Genomic DNA, 16,832 nt, shown 5'->3' with positions numbered 1-16,832 from the left:
CTAGTCCCAGCAGGCGTCGTTGACAGTATCGCCGAGTCGGGTGGCGCTTCTGGTGCCATCCTGATCGATGGAGAAGATGATGCAGTCGCTATCGGAGCCTTGTGCGCCTGAAGCCGTGGCAAACAAGATGAAAGTATTGGCGCCGGCAGAAATGACCAGATGGTAGAAGCCGGAATCGGAGTTGTCGGAGATATTCAGGTCTGCAGCGGAGGAGGTGTACCGATTGAAGTCCATAAAATAGGTTTCTTGTCTGTTGGCGGCATCCAACAGCATCTTTTTGGCATCAATACGGTGGCTGGCCAGCAGATAGCGCTGATATGAGGGATAAGCAATGGTGCCAAGAATCGCCACAATGGCGACGACAATCATCAATTCAATGAGGGAAAAGCCTCGATAGAACCCAATCATATCCCATCCTTGGTGACTGGCGGTCTTGTTAGTCTAATGCCGGATAGGTCGCGACAACAAATCCGGCATCAGGAACATCACTCTTTATTCTTAGGCCATCCTGGCCACATTCAAATGATTCTAAGCTCGGGCGGCACCTCGAAGACCACGTTCTCTTCGCGCCCCGGGTGTTCGGTCACTATCTTGCCACCCAGCTCACGCAGACGGGCGATGACATTCTGAACCAGCACATCGGGAGCAGAGGCCCCCGCCGTCACCCCGATACGATCCACACCGTCCAGCCAGCCCGGTTCGATCATGGAGGCATCGTCGATGAGGTAGGCTCGCGCCCCCACCTTCTCGGCCAGCTCCCGCAGGCGATTGGAGTTGGAGGAGTTCCGTGACCCCACGACCAGCATGGCATCCACCAGCCCGGCCATCTCCCGCACCGCATCCTGGCGGTTCTGGGTGGCGTAGCAGATGTCATCCTTGCGCGGCCCCTGGATCTTGGGGAACTGCTTGCGCAAGGCATCGATGACGTCCGAGGTCTCATCGACACTCAGGGTGGTCTGGGTGACGAAGCAGAGATCATCCGGATTCTTCACCTTGAGCCTGGCCACGTCCTCCGGCGTCTCCACCAGATACATGCCGCCCTCGCGGTTTTCGTACTGCCCCATGGTGCCGATCACCTCGGGGTGACCGGCGTGACCGATAAGCACGGCCTCGGAGCCCTTGCGGCTGGCACGATGGACCTCCATGTGTACCTTGGTCACCAGCGGACAGGTGGCATCGAACACCTTGAGGGCGCGGGACTTGGCCATCTCGCGCACCGTCTTGGCCACGCCGTGGGCGGAGAAGATGACGATGCTGTCGTCCGGCACCTCGTCGAGCTCTTCGACGAACACGGCCCCCGCCTCTTTCAGCTTGTTCACCACATAACGGTTGTGCACCACTTCATGGCGGACATAGATGGGTGCCCCGAACTTCTCAAGCGCGCTCTCGACTATGCTGATGGCGCGGTCGACACCGGCACAAAAGCCACGAGGATTAGCTAGCAGTATATCCATCAGTACACCTCACTCATGCCTATGGCGCGATCGACATCAACACGACAGAAACCGCGAGGATTAGCGAGCAAAATATCCATCAGCTCACCTTTTCCTCGTCATCCACGCCCAGGATCTCCACCTCGAAGGTGACGGTGTGACCCGCCAGCGGGTGGTTGAAATCGACCGTCACCGACATGCCTTCCACCGCCCGTATGATGCCCGGCAGTTCGCTGCCATTGGGCTGGTCGAACAGAATGATGGTGCCGATCTTGGGCTCCACATCGGCGCCGAACTTGGCGCGGTCCAGATGGTAGATGTTGTCGGGATTGGAGTGACCGAACGCCTGCTCAGGCGCCAGCGTGAAGCTCTTGGCCTCCCCCTGTTGCAACCCCAGCAGGCACTGCTCGAAGCTCGATGTCAGGCTGCCGTCACCCATCCGCAGGCGGGCCGGTTTGCCGTGCAGCGCCGTGCTGTCGGCCACAGAGCCGTCTTCCAGCTTGATGGAGAAGTGGAACAGCACGCTGCTGTCAGCACCTATGGCCTGGCTCATGCCGCCTCCTTCTGTTTTTCGGAGCGGAAACCTTCCAGCACTATCATGGCGGCGCCGATGAAGATGAAGCTGTCCGCCAGGTTGAACGCCGGCCAATGGGAACGCTGCCAGTAGAAATCGAGGAAATCGACCACGTGGCCCAGCACCAGGCGATCAAACACGTTGCCAAGGGCGCCGCCGATGATGAGGGAATAGGCGATGCCGCTCCAGCGTTGGGTGACTGATTGTTTGCGCAACCAGTGGATCAATAAACCACAGATGGCAAACGCCAGCACGGCGAAGAACCAGCGCTGCCAGCCCCCCTGCTCGGCCAGGAAGCTGAATGCTGCCCCCTTGTTGTAGACATGCACCAGGTTGAAGAAGGGGGTGATCTCCACCCCCGGATAGCCAAACGGCAGCAACTTGACCACGGCGAGCTTGCTCGCCTGGTCAAGTACAAAGGCCAGCACAGCCAGCCACAGCCAACGCAGGCCGGTTTTTTGAGTGTCTTGAGTCATGTTCATCAGGCAAATTGACGCGTTTCGCCGTCACCCTCGACGTTGGTGACGCAGCGGCCACAGATCTCTTCGTGACCGGCTATGGTGCCCACGTCTTCCACATGGTGCCAGCAGCGGTCGCACTTGGCGGCAGCAGACTGGGCCACGCTCAGCCACAGGTCATCACGCTCGGTCGCCACAGAGCCTTCCGGCGCAGTGTCAGCCACCACCACCTTGGCCTTGGAGGTGAGCAGCACGAAGCGCAGCTCATCGGCCAGGGCGTTCAGGCGAGCGGCCAGCTCAGGCTTGGCAAACAGGGTCAACTCGGCCTGCAGGGAGCCGCCGATGCGCTTCTCACCACGGGCAGCTTCCAGCGCCTTGTTCACTTCACCGCGCACTGTGAGGATCTCGGCCCAGAAGGCATCGTCCATCTGCTCGCCGGCATCCAGCCCGAACAGGCCGTCATACCACTCCTCTGTAAACACGAACTCGCCGCGCTCGCCGGGCAACAGCGCCCAGATCTCATCGGCGGTAAAGCTCATGATGGGCGCCATCCAGCGCACCATGGCCTGAGCGATGTGATAGAGGGCAGTCTGACAGGAACGACGAGCCAGGCTGTCTGCCTTGGCGGTGTACTGGCGGTCCTTGATGACGTCCAGGTAGAAGGAGCCCATCTCGATGGAGCAGAACTGCATCAGCTTCTGGGTCACGCCGTGGAAGTTGTACTCTTCAAAAGCCGTCACTATCTCGGCTTGCGCTGCCTTGGCACGACCCACTGCCCAGCGATCTACCACCACCATGTCAGCGGCAGCCACCATGTCGGTAACCGGATTGAAGCCATTCAGGTTGGCCAAGAGGAAGCGGGCTGTGTTGCGAATGCGGCGATAAGCATCGGCAGAGCGCTTGAGGATCTCGTCGGAGACCGTCATCTCGCCGGTGTAGTCGGTGCTCGCTACCCACAGACGCAGGATGTCGGCGCCCAGCTTGTTCATCACATCCTGCGGGCTGACCACGTTGCCGATGGACTTGGACATCTTGCGACCCTGACCATCCACGGTGAAGCCGTGCGTCAGCACCTGGTTGTAGGGCGCCTTGTCTTTCATGGCCACGCCAATCATGAGCGACGACATGAACCAGCCGCGATGCTGGTCAGAGCCTTCCAGATAGAGGTCGGCGGAGTGACCGTTGAACTCGGGACGAGCATCGACCACTGAGGAGTGGGTCGAACCTGAGTCAAACCAGACGTCCAGGGTGTCGGGCACCTTGTCGTACAGGTCTGCGTCGCTGCCCAGCAGCTCGGCTTTGTCCAGATCCCACCATGCCTGGATGCCGGACTGCTCGACCCGCTTGGCCACCTCTTCCATCAGGCGCACTGATTCCGGGTGCAGCTCCTGAGTCTCTTTGTGGACGAACAGGGAGATGGGCACACCCCAGGTACGCTGACGGGAGATGCACCAGTCAGGGCGGTTCTCGACCATGGCCTGGATGCGGTTCTTGCCCCATGCAGGTACCCAGCCGCTCTGGCCGTGCTGTTTGATACCGTCTTGCTCGATGCGCTCGATCTCTTCCAGCGCGCGCTTGCGCAGCCCCTTCTGCTCCATGCTGATGAACCACTGGGGGGTGGCACGGAAGATGATCGGGGTCTTGTGACGCCAGCAATGCGGGTAGGAGTGGTTGAACACCTTGTGGTGCAGCAGAGCACCGCGCTCGGTCAGCACCTCGACCACGGCCGCATTGGCCTTGAACACGTGCTGGCCGGCAAACAGCTCGGTATCCGGCAGGTAGACGCCGTTGCTGCCAACCGGGTTGGCCACTTCCAGACCGTACTTCTGACCGACCACAAAGTCTTCCTGACCATGGCCGGGGGCGGTGTGTACGGCGCCGGTACCGGCATCCAGAGTAACGTGGTCACCCAGCACCACAGGCACATCGAAGCTGTAGAAGGGGTGGTTGAAGCGCAGCAGCTCGAGCGCCGCACCCTTGGCATAGCCCAGGTTGTGGAACTTCTCGATACCGGCTCTGTCCATCACGTCCTTGACCAGCTCGGCGGCCAGGATCAGGCGCTCGGGGTTGTCACCCTCCACCTGCACCAGGGCGTAGTCGAGATCGGCGTGCATGGCGATGGCGCGGTTGGCCGGCAGGGTCCAGGGGGTGGTGGTCCAGATGACAGCAGAGAGCGGGCCCTTGCCGGTGTGACCTTCAGGGCAGTCGAACTTGGCAGCCACGGTAGCCTCGTCGACGGCCTTGAAGCGCACGTCGATGGAGGGAGAGTTCTTGTCGTAGTACTCCACTTCGGCTTCCGCCAGGGCGGAACCGCAGTCGGTACACCAGTGCACCGGCTTGGAGCCTTTGTGCAGGTGGCCATTTTCAACGATCTTGGCCATGGAACGGATGATGTTGGCTTCGGTGCCAAAGTCCATGGTCAGGTAGGGGTGTTCCCAGTCACCCAGCACGCCTAAGCGGATGAAGTCGGTCTTCTGCGCTTCGATCTGGGTCTTGGCGTATTTGCGACACTCGGCGCGGAACTCGGCGGCGGAGACTTTCTCACCCGGCTTGCCGACCATGCCTTCCACCTTCAGCTCGATGGGCAGACCGTGACAATCCCAGCCAGGCACATAGGGGGAATCGAAACCGGAGAGGCCCTTGGACTTGATGATGACGTCTTTGAGGATCTTGTTGACCGAGTGACCGATGTGAATGCTGCCGTTCGCGTAGGGAGGGCCATCATGCAGAATGAAAGAAGGCTTGCCCGCTTTGGCGCGGCGAATGGCGCCGTAAAGATCCTGATCGTACCAACGCTTGAGCATGTTGGGTTCGCGCTTGGCCAGATCGCCACGCATCGGAAACTCGGTTTCCGGCAGATTCAGGGTGTGTTTATAGTCGCTCATCAGTCCTGGGTTCCCTTCTTTTCTAAAAGAGTGCTGGGTAAATTGAATGGTGGCAGCCCGAACCAGGCTCGGGCCGCCAGGGCATCTCGTTCGATCTGCTCTTTCAAGGCGGTGAAAGAGGCAAACTTCTGCTCTTCGCGCAGCTTGTGGCGAAGCAGCACCTTGACCTGCTGACCGTATAGATCACCAGAAAAATCAAATAGATGTACTTCCAATCTGGCTTGTGTACCGCTCAGGGTCGGCCGTACACCCACATTGGCAACACCGGGGAAGGTCTTGCCGGAACATAACACTTCCACCGCGAACACGCCACCGACCGGGATCACCTGCCGTTTGAGCGCGAGATTGGCGGTAGGAAAACCTATGGTGCGCCCCAGCTTGTCGCCATGGGCCACCCGACCACTGATGGCATAGGGGCGGCCGAGCATCAGCTCCACCTCCGCCATCCGCCCTGCCTTCAAGGCCTCGCGCACTAGCGTGCTGCTGACCCGCTGGCGCTCGACCTGGAAGCTCTGGGTGCTGATCACTTCGAACCCGAAGCGATGGCCCGCCTCCTCCAGCAGGTGGAAGTCCCCTTCCCGCCCCTTGCCGAAGCGAAAATCATCCCCCACCACCAGGTAGTGCACGCCGAGTTTCTCCACCAGCAGCTGCTCGATGAAGGTGCTGGCGGCCTGCTCGGCGAAACGGTGCGTGAACCGCACGCAGAGCATGCGATCTATCTGCATCCCCTTGAGCGCTTCGTACTTCTCCCGCCAACGGCTGAGACGGGCAGGGGCGGCATCCCCCGCAAAGAGCTCAAGGGGCTGCGGCTCGAACAGCATGACGCAGGCGGGCAGGCCAAGCTGGGCGGCTTTCTCCTGCAAGCGGGCCAGCACCGCATGGTGTCCCTGATGAACCCCATCGAAGTTGCCTATGGTCAATACACAGCCCCGGTGGCGGGGCTTGATATTGTGAATGCCGCGAATGAGCTCCATCAGTGCCTTGTGCGTTGCTGCCATGGAAATCGGCGGATTATATATCAGGCAGCAGGCAGGGTCAGCCCTGCTGTTGAGCCGATTTCAGGTATCTGGCCCGGAACCCGGGCGTCATCGGCCTCATTGCTGACCCGATTTCAGGTGTCTTAGCCTAACCCCCAGCACCAGCAGGACAATCCCATACAACGCGCCCCCCAGACAGAGCAGCAAAGTCAGCTCCAGACTGGCCTTGCCCATGCTCCAGGCCCCCCACTGGGCGAGATCCGGTGACAGATAGCCAAGCACGCCCCCCATCAGCACGGTCGCTGCCAGCAGCTTGAGGCAGAACACGCCCGTGTTGCGGGAAGGGCGATAGACCGCCTGCTGATACAGTCCCTTGAACAGCAGGGCCGCATTCAGGGTGCCGGAGCAGGCGGTGGCGAGCGCCAGCCCCACATAGCCAAGCGGATAGATGAAGATGAGGTTGCACACCATGTTGGCCACCATGGCCAAGATGCCGATCCGTACCGGCGTCCTGGTGTCCTGGCGAGCGTAGTAGCCCGGTGCCAGCACCTTGATCAGCATCAGGGAGAGCAGCCCTGTGGTGGACGCCAGCAGACTGGCGCTCGACATCGCCACCTCGTGCATGCCGAACTCGCCGCGCATGAAGAGCACCCGCAGTATGGGCTCGCGCAATACGGCTATTCCCACCATGGCGGGCAGGCCGAGCAGCATCACCATGCGCACCCCCCAGTCCATGGTGCGGGAGAAGTCGGCCGGATCCGCATCCACATGCTTCTTGGCCAGTGCCGGCAGGATCACGGTACTGATGGCGACCGCGAACAGCCCGAGGGGGAATTCCAGCAGGCGATCCGAGTAATAGAGATAGCTGATGGCGCCGGTGGCAAGGAAGGATGCCAGCATGGTGTTGATCAGCAGATTGATCTGGCTGACCGAGACGCCGAACAGCGCCGGTATCATCAGGGTGCGGATCTTCACCACACCGGGATGGTGCCAACCCCACTTGGGCCATACCAGCATGTTGATCTGGCGCAGGAAGGGGTACTGGAACAGAAACTGCACCAGACCGCCGAGGAAGACGCCAATTGCCAGCGCGATCTCTGGCCGCTCCAGCAGCGGGGCTATCCACCAGGCCGCTGCTATCATGGTGAGGTTGAGAAACACCGGTGTGAAGGAGGAGACGGCGAAGCGGCCAAAGGTGTTGAGAATGGCCCCGGCCATGGCGGTGAAGGTGATGAACCAAAGATAGGGGAAGGTGATCTTGAGCATCAGGCTGGCCAGCTCGAACTTCTCGGCCGCCGGGCCGCCGTGCAGCCAGTCCCAGAACCAGCCCCAGCCGAACAGCGCCGTCAGCACCCCTGAGCCCAGGACGCCGAGCAGAGTGACTATGGTGACTATGCCGCCAAGGGTGCCCGCCACCGCGGCCAGCAGCTCGCGCACGGCCTGTTCGTCACCATTTTTCTTGTACTCCGTCATCACCGGCACGAAGGCCTGATTGAAAGCCCCTTCGGCGAACAGTCGGCGCAAGAAGTTGGGAATGCGGTTGGCGAAGAAGAAGACGTCTGCGGCCACCCCGGCACCGAGCAGATTGGCGATGACCACATCGCGCACCAAGCCCATCACGCGGGATACCAGCGTCATTCCGGACACTATCATGCCGGATTTGATCAATTTCTTACTCAAGACGAGGCCTCTGGAACTGTCAGAAAGAAAAGAATGCTGTTAGAATCGGCCGACAGTTTAACCGTCTCCCATCTGACACACCACCGGGGGGCGGTGTTTATTTGCACAAATCATTTGACAATATGTGGTTGGGAAGGCATATTTCCGGGCCTTTTCAATACACTCGCTAAGACAGTTTTAGGAGTTTTACCTTGGCTAACATCAAATCTGCTAAGAAGCGTGCTCTTCAGTCAGAGAAACGTCGTCAACACAACGCCAGCCGTCGTTCCATGACCCGTACCTACCTGAAGAAAGTGATCGCTGCTATCGCCTCTGGCGACAAGGCTGCTGCCACTGCCGCTTTCGCTGTTGCTCAGCCGATCATGGATCGTATGGCGACCAAAGGCCTGATCCACAAGAACAAAGCTGCTCGTCACAAGAGCCGCCTGTCTTCCCAGATCAAAGCTATGGCTTAATCAGCTTCGGCTGAACAAAGCTAAAAAAACCGGCCTTAGTGCCGGTTTTTTATTTGGGTTCGCTGCAATACAACCTGTGCAACAATCCAATCATCTCGCGTACCTCAAAGCTACGCAGCGAATAGTAGACCGTCTGGGCCTCTTTTCGCGTTGCCACCAGCTCATCGCGCCGCAGCACCGCCAGGTGTTGTGACAGGGCCGATTGACTCAGTCCAAGCACCTCGTTGAGTTCCCCCACCGACAGCTCTCTCTCCAATAACTGGCACAGAATGAACAAGCGCCTTTCATTGGCCAGCGCCTTGAGCAGGGTGACCGCACGTCCGGCATTCGCCTCCATCTCTTCCAACTGCATCGCATACCCTCCCCTGCAAGACAGGAATCATACCCCCTGCCCCGCCGATTTAAAATGACAGGGTCGCCGGCTGAATGGTGGTGAAATCCTCCTGGCCGGCAAACAGGAAGGAGAAATCACTCTCGCACACCCGCTTCACCGCCGGATGCTGGATCATCCGCTCGGCAAAGATGACGTAATACTCCTCCATCAGATCCTGGGTTTCCCCGATCAGCATCACCTCCTCTCCCTCCAGGATCTCCTCCCGATAGATGGTCGGTGCCATGAAGATACCCTGATTGAAGAAGCCAAACGCCTTCATCAGGGCCGCATCGTCGAATTCCCCCAGGATGCTGGGAGAGATGCCCTGCTGCTCGAACCACTGGGTCAGCTGGCGCCCCATGGCGGTACGACGGCCCGGAATGAGCAGCTTGCGCTCCTCCAGGCAGGCTGGAAATGGCTTTTCGGGCAGCGGCGTCTTGCAGAAGAAGCTGACGCCACACCCCCCCAACCGCTTGGAGAGCAGGCCGGCGTGCTGGCTGGAGTCCACCGGGCAGTCGGAGAGGATCATGTCGAGCTTGTGCTCGCTCAGTTGCTCCAGCAGCAGCTCGTGGGTCGACTCGAAACAGCGCAGGTGGATGGATCCGTCGTTGGGGATGACGGAGAGCAGCACCCGACTGGCGAGGCGCTTGGAGAGTGCATCGGCGATGCCGACGTCGAACAGGATCTGGCTCTCCTTGCGGTAATTGACGATATCCAGCATCTCGTAGGAGAGGCTGAACATCTTGTCGGCATAGCGAAACACCAACTGGCCCAGTTCGGTGGCCTCGAGGGCGCGCCCTTTGCGGATCAAGAGCTTGCCGCCGAGGCGCTGTTCCAGCAGCTTGATCTGACCAGTGACGGTCTGGGGAGTCAGGAAGAGGGCTTCCGCCGCCTGAGTGACGGAGCCCTTCTTCTGAGTCATCCAAAAATAGTAGAGGTGGTTGTAATTAAGGTGTGACATCCGATGGGGTTCCCGCGCCACGCGGGCTCCGGTAGCAGCTGAGTTCAACCGCCAGAATGTCATACATGTCGCTGACCGAGTCAACCTTGTTTGCGCCGAACTGCTCTTGCAGGGTCAGCTTGAGGCGGGCCGGATCCGGCATCCGCTCCCCGCAGTAACGCTTGTTCGACTGCTTGACTCGCTCGCCGGCTCGGCTGCTCAACGCCCGCTCGGCAAAGGTCTCGCCGAATTGAGCCTTGGCCTGCTTGTCCCCCAGCATGAGGGCACTGTCCACCACTCCATTGAGATAGGCCGAACAACTGGCCGACGCCGCATCCTGCTGGCAATCCGCCAGACTATTTGCCCAGAGTGCCGGGCTCGCCAGCATGACTAACCATCCGAGTCTTCTCATAACCCCTCCGTGCTTTGACTCGCCTCCCGATTGGGGAGCGATATCCGCAGGGCGATATAACCGATCACGGCCGCCAAGGTAGACCCCACCAGGATCCCGAGGCGTGAATAACTGCCGTAATCCAGTCCGCCATGCTCGAATGCCAGCGATGCGATGAACATCGACATGGTAAAGCCGATGCCACACAGGATGCTGACCGCAAAGATCTGCTTGAAGTTGACCCCACTCGGCAACTGGGCGATACCGAGTTTCACCGCCAGCCAACTGATGGTGAAGATGCCGAGGGGCTTGCCGATGAAGAGCCCCAAGATGATCCCCATGGGGACCGGACTGAGCAGATCAGACAGATGGATCCCGTCAAGGGAGACACCGGCGTTGGCAAAGGCAAACAACGGCAGTATCAGGTACGCGCTCCAGGGGTGCAGTACATGCTCCAAGTGCTTGAGCGGCGAGGAATAACGCTTGCCATTGAGCGGTATCATAAAGCCCACTATAACACCAGCCAAGGTCGCATGAACCCCCGACTTGAGCACTGCCACCCAGAGTACCAGCCCGACCAGCATGTAAAGGCCTATCCTGTCTTCACCACGGCGGTTCATCCACAGCAGGGTCAAAGTCGCCAGTATGCCGACCGCCAGCGCCGTCAGCGACAGCTGCTGGGTATAGAAGAGGGCGATGATAATAATGACCCCTAGGTCGTCCATGATGGCCAGTGCCAGCAGGAACACCTTGAGGCTCACAGGCACCCGCTTACCGAGCAGCGCCATCACCCCGAGGGCGAAGGCGATGTCGGTCGCTGCCGGAATGGCCCAGCCGGCCCGGGTGACTTCATCCTCATAGTTGAAGAAGGCATAGATAAGCGCAGGGGCCAACATGCCGCCCACGGCGGCGATGGCCGGGAAGGTGGCCTGCACCCGGGATGAGAGCGCCCCCTCCAGCATCTCACGCTTTACTTCCAGCCCGACCAGCAGGAAGAAGAGCGCCATGAAGCCGTCGTTGATCCAGAGCAGCAGCGGCTTGTTGATGTCGAGGGCCGCAATGCGCACCTGCACCTGGGTATTGAGGAAACTCTGATAGTGCTCCGCCAGGGCAGAGTTGGCCAGACCGATGGCCAACAGGGCGGCCAGGATCAGAATTATTCCGGAGGCTGACTCCAGTTTGAGAAATCGCTTAAACACATCGCTCATGGTCTAACTATCCATAAAATTGTACTTTTTCAGTCTAGAGCCCGAGTGAATTAATGAAAAATCGTTTCTAGCAGCCCATAACAACGGAAAAACCGAAGGCAAAACAAATAATGTCTGCTATATACACGTTCCACCCCCACCTTCACGAGCCCGCCAAGCATTCTCTTTTTTGCATATTAATGCTGAAAATGCATAAAAAAAAGGCGCCCGCAGGCGCCTTTCAAACAGATGAATAACGTAATGCCACCACGCGGGGAAGGCCCCGCCGAGCGCCGCTCGCCATCACGGCGGATGCGGGATCAGATGGCGACAGGGGCCTTGATACCCGGATGGGGGTCATAACCCAGGATCTCGAAATCCTCGAATCGGTAGTCGAAGATGGAGTCCGGCTTGCGCTTGATCACCAGTTGCGGCAAGGGGCGCGGCTCACGGGAGAGCTGCAGCGCAGTCTGCTCCATGTGGTTGGAGTAGAGGTGCACGTCGCCACCGGTCCAGACGAAGTCGCCCACGGCCAGATCGCACTGCTGGGCCATCATGTGGGTCAACAAGGCGTAGCTCGCGATGTTGAACGGCAGGCCGAGGAAGACGTCGCAGCTGCGCTGATAGAGCTGGCAGGAGAGCTTGCCGTCTGCCACGTAGAACTGGAAGAAGGCATGGCAAGGGGCGAGCGCCATCTTGTCCAGCTCACCCACGTTCCAGGCGGAGACTATGATGCGGCGCGAGTCCGGGTTGTGCTTGATGTCATCCACCGCCTTCTGGATCTGGTCGATGACGGCACCATCGGCCGCCGGCCAGGAGCGCCACTGGGCACCGTAGACAGGGCCCAGATCGCCGTGCTCGTCGGCCCACTCGTCCCAGATGCTGACGCCGTGCTCTTTCAGGTAGGCGGTGTTGGTGTCGCCATTGAGGAACCACAGCAGCTCGTGAATGATGGAGCGCAGGTGGCACTTCTTGGTGGTGACCAGCGGGAAGCCTTCCGCCAGATTGAAGCGCATCTGATGACCGAACAGGGAGACTGTCCCCGTGCCGGTGCGATCGGATTTGACGGTGCCTTCATCCAGGATCTTCTGCATAAGGTCGAGATAAGCCCTCATTGCTTTGCCTCCTTCACGGCATCACCAAACATCCTCATACTCCTGCAGGAATATTGTGGCAGGATCTTCTGTATAAGACCGAGACTGGCCCTCATTGCTTTGCCTCCTTCGCCGCGTTCGCCGCGTTGCCGAACAGCTGCGGACGCTTGTAGGCAACCCAGATCATCAGGGCGCCGATGATGATCATCGGGGTGGAGAGGATCTGGCCCATGCTGATCTCCTGGAAGTAGAGACCCAGTTGACTGTCAGGCTGGCGTACGAACTCCACCAGGAAGCGGAACAGGCCGTAGAACAGCAGGAACATGCCGGAGATGGCGCCCCGTGGCGGGTTCTTGCGCCAGAACAGGTTCAGGATGATGAAGAGCACCACCCCTTCCAAGGCGAACTGGTAGAGCTGGGAGGGGTGACGCGGCTCGGGGCCGGCCTCCGGGAAGATGATGGCCCAGGGCACGTCTGTGACCCGGCCCCACAACTCGCCGTTCATGAAGTTGCCGATGCGGCCGACGCCGAGGCCGAACGGAATGAGCGGTGCCACAAAGTCCGCCACTGTGAAGAAGTGACGCTTGGTCTTGTGCGCAAACCAGATCATGGCGGTGATGACCCCGATCAGACCGCCGTGGAACGACATGCCGCCGGTCCAGATCTTGAACAGGTAGGTGGGATCGGCCAGGAAGAGATCGAAGTTGTAGAACAACACGTAACCGACACGGCCACCGAGGATCACCCCGAGGAAACCGTAGAACAGCAGATCGGAGACTTCGTTGCGGGTCCAGCCACTGTTGGGCGCATCGGCGCGGCGGCCTGCAAGCCACATGGCAAAGGCAAAACCAAACAAATACATGAGACCATACCAGCGTACCGATAGTGGTCCCAAACTGAATGCTACGGGATCAATCTGCGAGAAAACCCAATATCCGTCGTGCTGCATGGCGCGGCCCCAGTCATAAGAAAAGCCGCATTCTCCGATCATTCGTCAGCAGGAACAAGACTGAATATCAATCGGGCAGCTTGGTCTTGTGGCCCGCGCGCAGCAAACCACCCAGACCGTGCTCCTCCAGATAGCGGGCAAACAGGCCACGGAGCACGTGGGGATTGTCGTGCTTGAGGCCGTCGGCCATCAGCGCCTTCAGCTCGCCGAGATCGGATTGACGCAGCACGTACTTGATGCGGGAAATGTTGTGGGTGTTCATGCTGAAACGGCGATAGCCCATGGCCAGCAGCAAGAGCACGCCGACCGGATCCCCGGCCAGCTCGCCGCAGACCGAGACCGGCTTCTGGTAGCGATGGGAGGCATCGACCAGCAGTTGCAGGGCGCGGATCACCGCGGGGTGGAAGGCGTCATAGATGCTGGCGACCCGGGCGTTGTTGCGATCCACCGCCAGCAGATACTGGGTCAGGTCATTGCTGCCCACCGACCAGAAGTCGATGAGGGGGGCCATCTCCGGCAGGATATAGAGGGCGGAGGGCACCTCTATCATCACTCCGAGGCTGGGGTAGCGGATCACCGCATCGCGGCTCGCCGCCTCTTCCGATACTTCACGCCAGGCCTGATCCAGCAGCCGGCGGGAGGCCTTGATTTCACTGACGCTGCTGATCATCGGCAGCATGATGGCCAGATTGTCCAACCCTTCGCTGGCGCGCAGCATGGCCTTGAGCTGCACCAGGAACAACTCGGGGTGATCCAGGGTGAGCCGGATCCCCCGCCAGCCAAGGAAGGGATTTTCCTCGACGATGGGGAAATAGGGCAATTGCTTGTCGCCCCCCACGTCCAGGGTGCGCATGCACACCGGGCGATCCCGATAAGTCTCCAGGATCCCGCGATAGCGCGCCGTCTGCTCCCATTCGGAGGGGAAGCTGTCCTGCAGCATGAAGGGGATCTCGGTGCGATAGAGCCCGACCCCGTCCGCCAGATGGTTGAGGGAGATCTCGGTGTCGGCGCTGAGGCCGGCGTTGAGCAGCAAGGAGACAGGGGTGCCGTCTGCGGTCTCCGAGGGTTGGTTGTCGACGCTGCGCACCAGGGTATCGAGCGCCCGCTCCTCGCTCAGCAGTTGCCGGTACTCGGTCAGGATCACCTGATTGGGTTCGATGAAGAGATCGCCGCTGTAACCATCGACGACCAGGGTGCGACCACCTATGTCACCCAGGGGTAGATCTACCCCCATGATGGCCGCAACGCCCATGGCGCGAGCCAGGATGGCGGCATGGGAGTTGGTCCCACCCTTGAGCGAGACCACGCCACTCAGAAACTCCCGCGGGATCTCGGCGAGTATGGTGGCCGTCACCTCGTCGGCGACCAGCACCACCGGCTCCCCTATGGTGAGCTGCTCGGGTTCGTCCTGCACCAGCCGGCTGATGAGCCGCTGGGCGATGTCCTTCACATCGGTGGAGCGCTCCCGCAGGTAGGGATCCTTCATCCCCTTGAACTGCTCGATCAGCCGATCGCTGATGATCTTGACCGCTGAGATGGCGGTCCAGTGCTCCTTGCTGACCTTGTTGCGGATGGGCTTGATATAGCCGGGATCGTTCAGCAGGTGCAGATAGATGTCGAAGATGGCGACTGAATCCTGGCTGTAGCTCTCGCGAAAGCGCAGCGCCAGGCTCTCCAGATCGTGGCGCACCTCTTCCACCGCAAGCTCCAGCCGGGCCAGCTGCTTGCCATGGTCCTCGTCCTTGCGCGGGGTGATGCTGTTGAGCGCCTTGCGCGGGCGCCACACCCAGGCCTTGGCGATGGCGATACCGCTGGCACCGGCAATGCCACGCAGCGGCTTGCTCCAGTCTGTCTTCTGCAACCAGCCCTTGGCCTGAGCCTGGGCGATGCGGGCCGCCAGTTGCGCCGCCAGGGTGACCATGAAGGACTCTTCCCCTTCATCGAACAGCCGGCTCTCTTTCTGCTGCACCACCAGAATGCCCACCACCTGGCGCTGGTGCATGATGGGGGCGCCGAGGAAGGAGCGAAACGCCTCTTCCGCGACATCGGGCAGGAACTTGAAACTGGGGTGAGAAGGCGCATCGGCCAGGTTGATCAGCTCTTCCCGCTGACCCACCAGACCGACGATGCCCTGCTCGAACGGCAAGGTGGCCTTGCCCACCGCCGACTCGGCCAGGCCATCGGTGGCCGCCAGTCGATAGCGGCGCATGTCGGGCTCGGCGACATAAACGGAGCAGCAGTCCACCGTCATGGCGAGCCGGGTCTGGCTCACCAATGCTTGCAAGGCCTGTTCGAGGGTGTTGGCCTCGGCCATGCTCTCGACGATGCGTCTGAGTTCCGTCAGCAACTAATTGTGCTCCTTAGCGCGAGCGGTTGCGCCGCCCATCCTTTCGATTAACCTGCACCACCGGCACCGGCATGGCCAGCGGGGCAAACTCCTTCATCACCCGGCGGTAAACTTCCCGCTTGAAGGAGACGACCTGACGAACCGGGTACCAGAAGCTGACCCAACGCCAATCATCAAATTCCGGGTGACCATGACAGCCGAACTGGATCCTGGACTCTCTGCCAGGATCGAGCTGCAACAAAAACCATTTCTGCTTCTGGCCAATACAGACCGGTGAACTGTCCCAACGAACGAGTCGTTTGGGTAAGCGATACTTCAGCCAGTTGCGACTGGTCGCCAGTATGGTCACATCCTCGGGCTTGAGGCCTATCTCCTCATACAGCTCACGATACATGGCCTGCTCCGGCGATTCACCATCATCAACTCCCCCCTGCGGAAACTGCCAGGAGTGCTGCCCATAGCGCTTAGCCCACAATACTTGCCCGTCACGGTTACAGATCACGATGCCGACATTGGGACGAAATCCGTCGCCATCTATCACGTGATCACCTTATAAAGGCTGAATCTATAAAGAGATTGTTCCACATTCACCCCGTGGCGGCAAACAGGGACTGTCATCTTCCACTCATGAATAACTTGGCATTTCAAGCAAAGTTATAAACAAACCGGAAGGACAAGCTCCGCAAGTTGCCCACCCAGACTGTGCATAAGCCTGTGATCAAGCGGGTATATACAGTAGTTTTATACTACGACTTCAAATCATGCCGTATCATACCCGATTCATATAAAAACAAAATATTCATTTAAATACATGTAGTTAATATTTAAAGACTGGATCAAGATCCATGTCTTTTGCGCCCGAGGATCCTGGCTGTCAATTGTGAACAAGTTCGACTGTTCAAAGATCCACCAAGGCTAGTTTATCCACAAGGATGGCGCATTATCTGCACCGATATGGCGAGAAAAATCGGCGTGCTCTCACATTTATTTCTGATGCCGGGCCCTGTATCACCACTTTATGTCAGTTATCCAAGATTTCTGTGGATAACTATGTGCAACAGCCAGGCCAAACCATTGGACAACTCGTTG

The 16,832-nt window shown here is 59.5% G+C and carries 16 protein-coding genes; 1 reads left to right on the top strand and 15 read right to left on the bottom strand.

From position 1 onward, the window contains the following. From tppA to murJ, 7 genes are all read right to left on the bottom strand, one after another. Positions 1–408: a type IVa pilus pseudopilin TppA gene (gene tppA, locus ACB030_RS13955; RefSeq protein ID WP_371160539.1), complete on the bottom strand. Its 408-nt coding sequence runs from the start codon at positions 406–408 to the stop codon at positions 1–3. Positions 409–518: 110 nt separating this feature from the next. After that, the gene (gene ispH, locus ACB030_RS13950) at positions 519–1,454 is read right to left on the bottom strand and encodes a 4-hydroxy-3-methylbut-2-enyl diphosphate reductase (RefSeq protein WP_371160537.1); all 936 of its coding nucleotides are present in this window, start codon (positions 1,452–1,454) and stop codon (positions 519–521) included. Between the two features lie 79 nt (positions 1,455–1,533). Next, positions 1,534–1,986: an FKBP-type peptidyl-prolyl cis-trans isomerase gene (fkpB, locus tag ACB030_RS13945; protein WP_303808367.1), complete on the bottom strand. Its 453-nt coding sequence runs from the start codon at positions 1,984–1,986 to the stop codon at positions 1,534–1,536. Next, complete coding sequence (gene lspA / locus ACB030_RS13940; protein ID WP_371160535.1) at positions 1,983–2,489, bottom strand: signal peptidase II; 507 nt, start codon at positions 2,487–2,489, stop codon at positions 1,983–1,985. Before lspA ends, fkpB begins: the two co-directional genes overlap by 4 nt. Beyond that, complete coding sequence (ileS, locus tag ACB030_RS13935) at positions 2,489–5,350, bottom strand: isoleucine--tRNA ligase (RefSeq protein ID WP_371160533.1); 2,862 nt, start codon at positions 5,348–5,350, stop codon at positions 2,489–2,491. The genes lspA and ileS overlap by 1 nt, the downstream gene beginning before the upstream one ends. Continuing rightward, complete coding sequence (ribF, locus tag ACB030_RS13930) at positions 5,350–6,324, bottom strand: bifunctional riboflavin kinase/FAD synthetase (RefSeq protein WP_025325710.1); 975 nt, start codon at positions 6,322–6,324, stop codon at positions 5,350–5,352. The genes ileS and ribF overlap by 1 nt, the downstream gene beginning before the upstream one ends. Positions 6,325–6,444: 120 nt before the next feature. Continuing rightward, positions 6,445–8,007, bottom strand: a complete 1,563-nt coding sequence (murJ, locus tag ACB030_RS13925; protein ID WP_371160531.1) for a murein biosynthesis integral membrane protein MurJ — start codon at positions 8,005–8,007, stop codon at positions 6,445–6,447. Between the two features lie 191 nt (positions 8,008–8,198). Here murJ and rpsT point away from each other — a divergent pair, with 191 nt between their 5' ends. Continuing rightward, positions 8,199–8,462 (top strand): 30S ribosomal protein S20, encoded by a 264-nt coding sequence (rpsT, locus tag ACB030_RS13920; protein ID WP_139436823.1) that lies wholly within the window; start codon positions 8,199–8,201, stop codon positions 8,460–8,462. 49 nt (positions 8,463–8,511) lie between these two features. Here rpsT and ACB030_RS13915 read toward each other — a convergent pair whose 3' ends face one another. The 8 genes from ACB030_RS13915 to rppH form a co-directional block, all read right to left on the bottom strand. Beyond that, complete coding sequence (locus ACB030_RS13915; RefSeq protein ID WP_205643137.1) at positions 8,512–8,814, bottom strand: metalloregulator ArsR/SmtB family transcription factor; 303 nt, start codon at positions 8,812–8,814, stop codon at positions 8,512–8,514. 49 nt (positions 8,815–8,863) lie between these two features. Further along, positions 8,864–9,796: a transcriptional activator NhaR gene (gene nhaR / locus ACB030_RS13910; protein ID WP_205643136.1), complete on the bottom strand. Its 933-nt coding sequence runs from the start codon at positions 9,794–9,796 to the stop codon at positions 8,864–8,866. Continuing rightward, positions 9,783–10,163, bottom strand: coding sequence for a hypothetical protein (locus tag ACB030_RS13905; protein ID WP_205643277.1), 381 nt, complete (start codon positions 10,161–10,163; stop codon positions 9,783–9,785). Before ACB030_RS13905 ends, nhaR begins: the two co-directional genes overlap by 14 nt. A 20-nt stretch (positions 10,164–10,183) precedes the next feature. Next, positions 10,184–11,374, bottom strand: a complete 1,191-nt coding sequence (nhaA, locus tag ACB030_RS13900; RefSeq protein WP_371160528.1) for a Na+/H+ antiporter NhaA — start codon at positions 11,372–11,374, stop codon at positions 10,184–10,186. A gap of 299 nt (positions 11,375–11,673) precedes the next feature. Next, positions 11,674–12,468: a thymidylate synthase gene (gene thyA, locus ACB030_RS13895; protein WP_234676012.1), complete on the bottom strand. Its 795-nt coding sequence runs from the start codon at positions 12,466–12,468 to the stop codon at positions 11,674–11,676. Positions 12,469–12,559: 91 nt separating this feature from the next. Further along, complete coding sequence (gene lgt / locus ACB030_RS13890; protein ID WP_371160525.1) at positions 12,560–13,396, bottom strand: prolipoprotein diacylglyceryl transferase; 837 nt, start codon at positions 13,394–13,396, stop codon at positions 12,560–12,562. A 67-nt stretch (positions 13,397–13,463) separates the two neighbouring features. Continuing rightward, the gene (ptsP, locus tag ACB030_RS13885; protein ID WP_371160523.1) at positions 13,464–15,743 is read right to left on the bottom strand and encodes a phosphoenolpyruvate--protein phosphotransferase; all 2,280 of its coding nucleotides are present in this window, start codon (positions 15,741–15,743) and stop codon (positions 13,464–13,466) included. Between the two features lie 13 nt (positions 15,744–15,756). Then, a complete protein-coding gene (gene rppH, locus ACB030_RS13880; protein WP_106884997.1) occupies positions 15,757–16,284 on the bottom strand; it encodes an RNA pyrophosphohydrolase in 528 nt (175 codons plus the stop codon). Positions 16,285–16,832: the final 548 nt, after the last annotated feature.

The organism is Aeromonas sp. S16(2024) (assembly GCF_041403065.1).
In the GTDB taxonomy this organism is placed as follows: domain Bacteria; phylum Pseudomonadota; class Gammaproteobacteria; order Enterobacterales; family Aeromonadaceae; genus Aeromonas.
The sequence above is the reverse complement of the archived record's forward strand: the minus strand, read 5'-3'. Positions and strand labels throughout refer to the sequence as shown.

Bases quoted from the DNA above. Each gene is read 5' to 3' on its own strand.
- tppA (WP_371160539.1), bottom strand. From the start codon at position 408: ATGATTGGGTTCTATCGAGGCTTTTCCCTCATTGAATTGATGATTGTC.
- lgt (WP_371160525.1), bottom strand. From the start codon at position 13,396: ATGCAGCACGACGGATATTGGGTTTTCTCGCAGATTGATCCCGTAGCA.
- thyA (WP_234676012.1), bottom strand. From the start codon at position 12,468: ATGAGGGCTTATCTCGACCTTATGCAGAAGATCCTGGATGAAGGCACC.
- ileS (WP_371160533.1), bottom strand. From the start codon at position 5,350: ATGAGCGACTATAAACACACCCTGAATCTGCCGGAAACCGAGTTTCCG.
- ACB030_RS13905 (WP_205643277.1), bottom strand. From the start codon at position 10,163: ATGCTGGCGAGCCCGGCACTCTGGGCAAATAGTCTGGCGGATTGCCAG.
- fkpB (WP_303808367.1), bottom strand. From the start codon at position 1,986: ATGAGCCAGGCCATAGGTGCTGACAGCAGCGTGCTGTTCCACTTCTCC.
- nhaR (WP_205643136.1), bottom strand. From the start codon at position 9,796: ATGTCACACCTTAATTACAACCACCTCTACTATTTTTGGATGACTCAG.
- ispH (WP_371160537.1), bottom strand. From the start codon at position 1,454: ATGGATATACTGCTAGCTAATCCTCGTGGCTTTTGTGCCGGTGTCGAC.
- ACB030_RS13915 (WP_205643137.1), bottom strand. From the start codon at position 8,814: ATGCAGTTGGAAGAGATGGAGGCGAATGCCGGACGTGCGGTCACCCTG.
- ribF (WP_025325710.1), bottom strand. From the start codon at position 6,324: ATGGAGCTCATTCGCGGCATTCACAATATCAAGCCCCGCCACCGGGGC.
- nhaA (WP_371160528.1), bottom strand. From the start codon at position 11,374: ATGAGCGATGTGTTTAAGCGATTTCTCAAACTGGAGTCAGCCTCCGGA.
- lspA (WP_371160535.1), bottom strand. From the start codon at position 2,489: ATGAACATGACTCAAGACACTCAAAAAACCGGCCTGCGTTGGCTGTGG.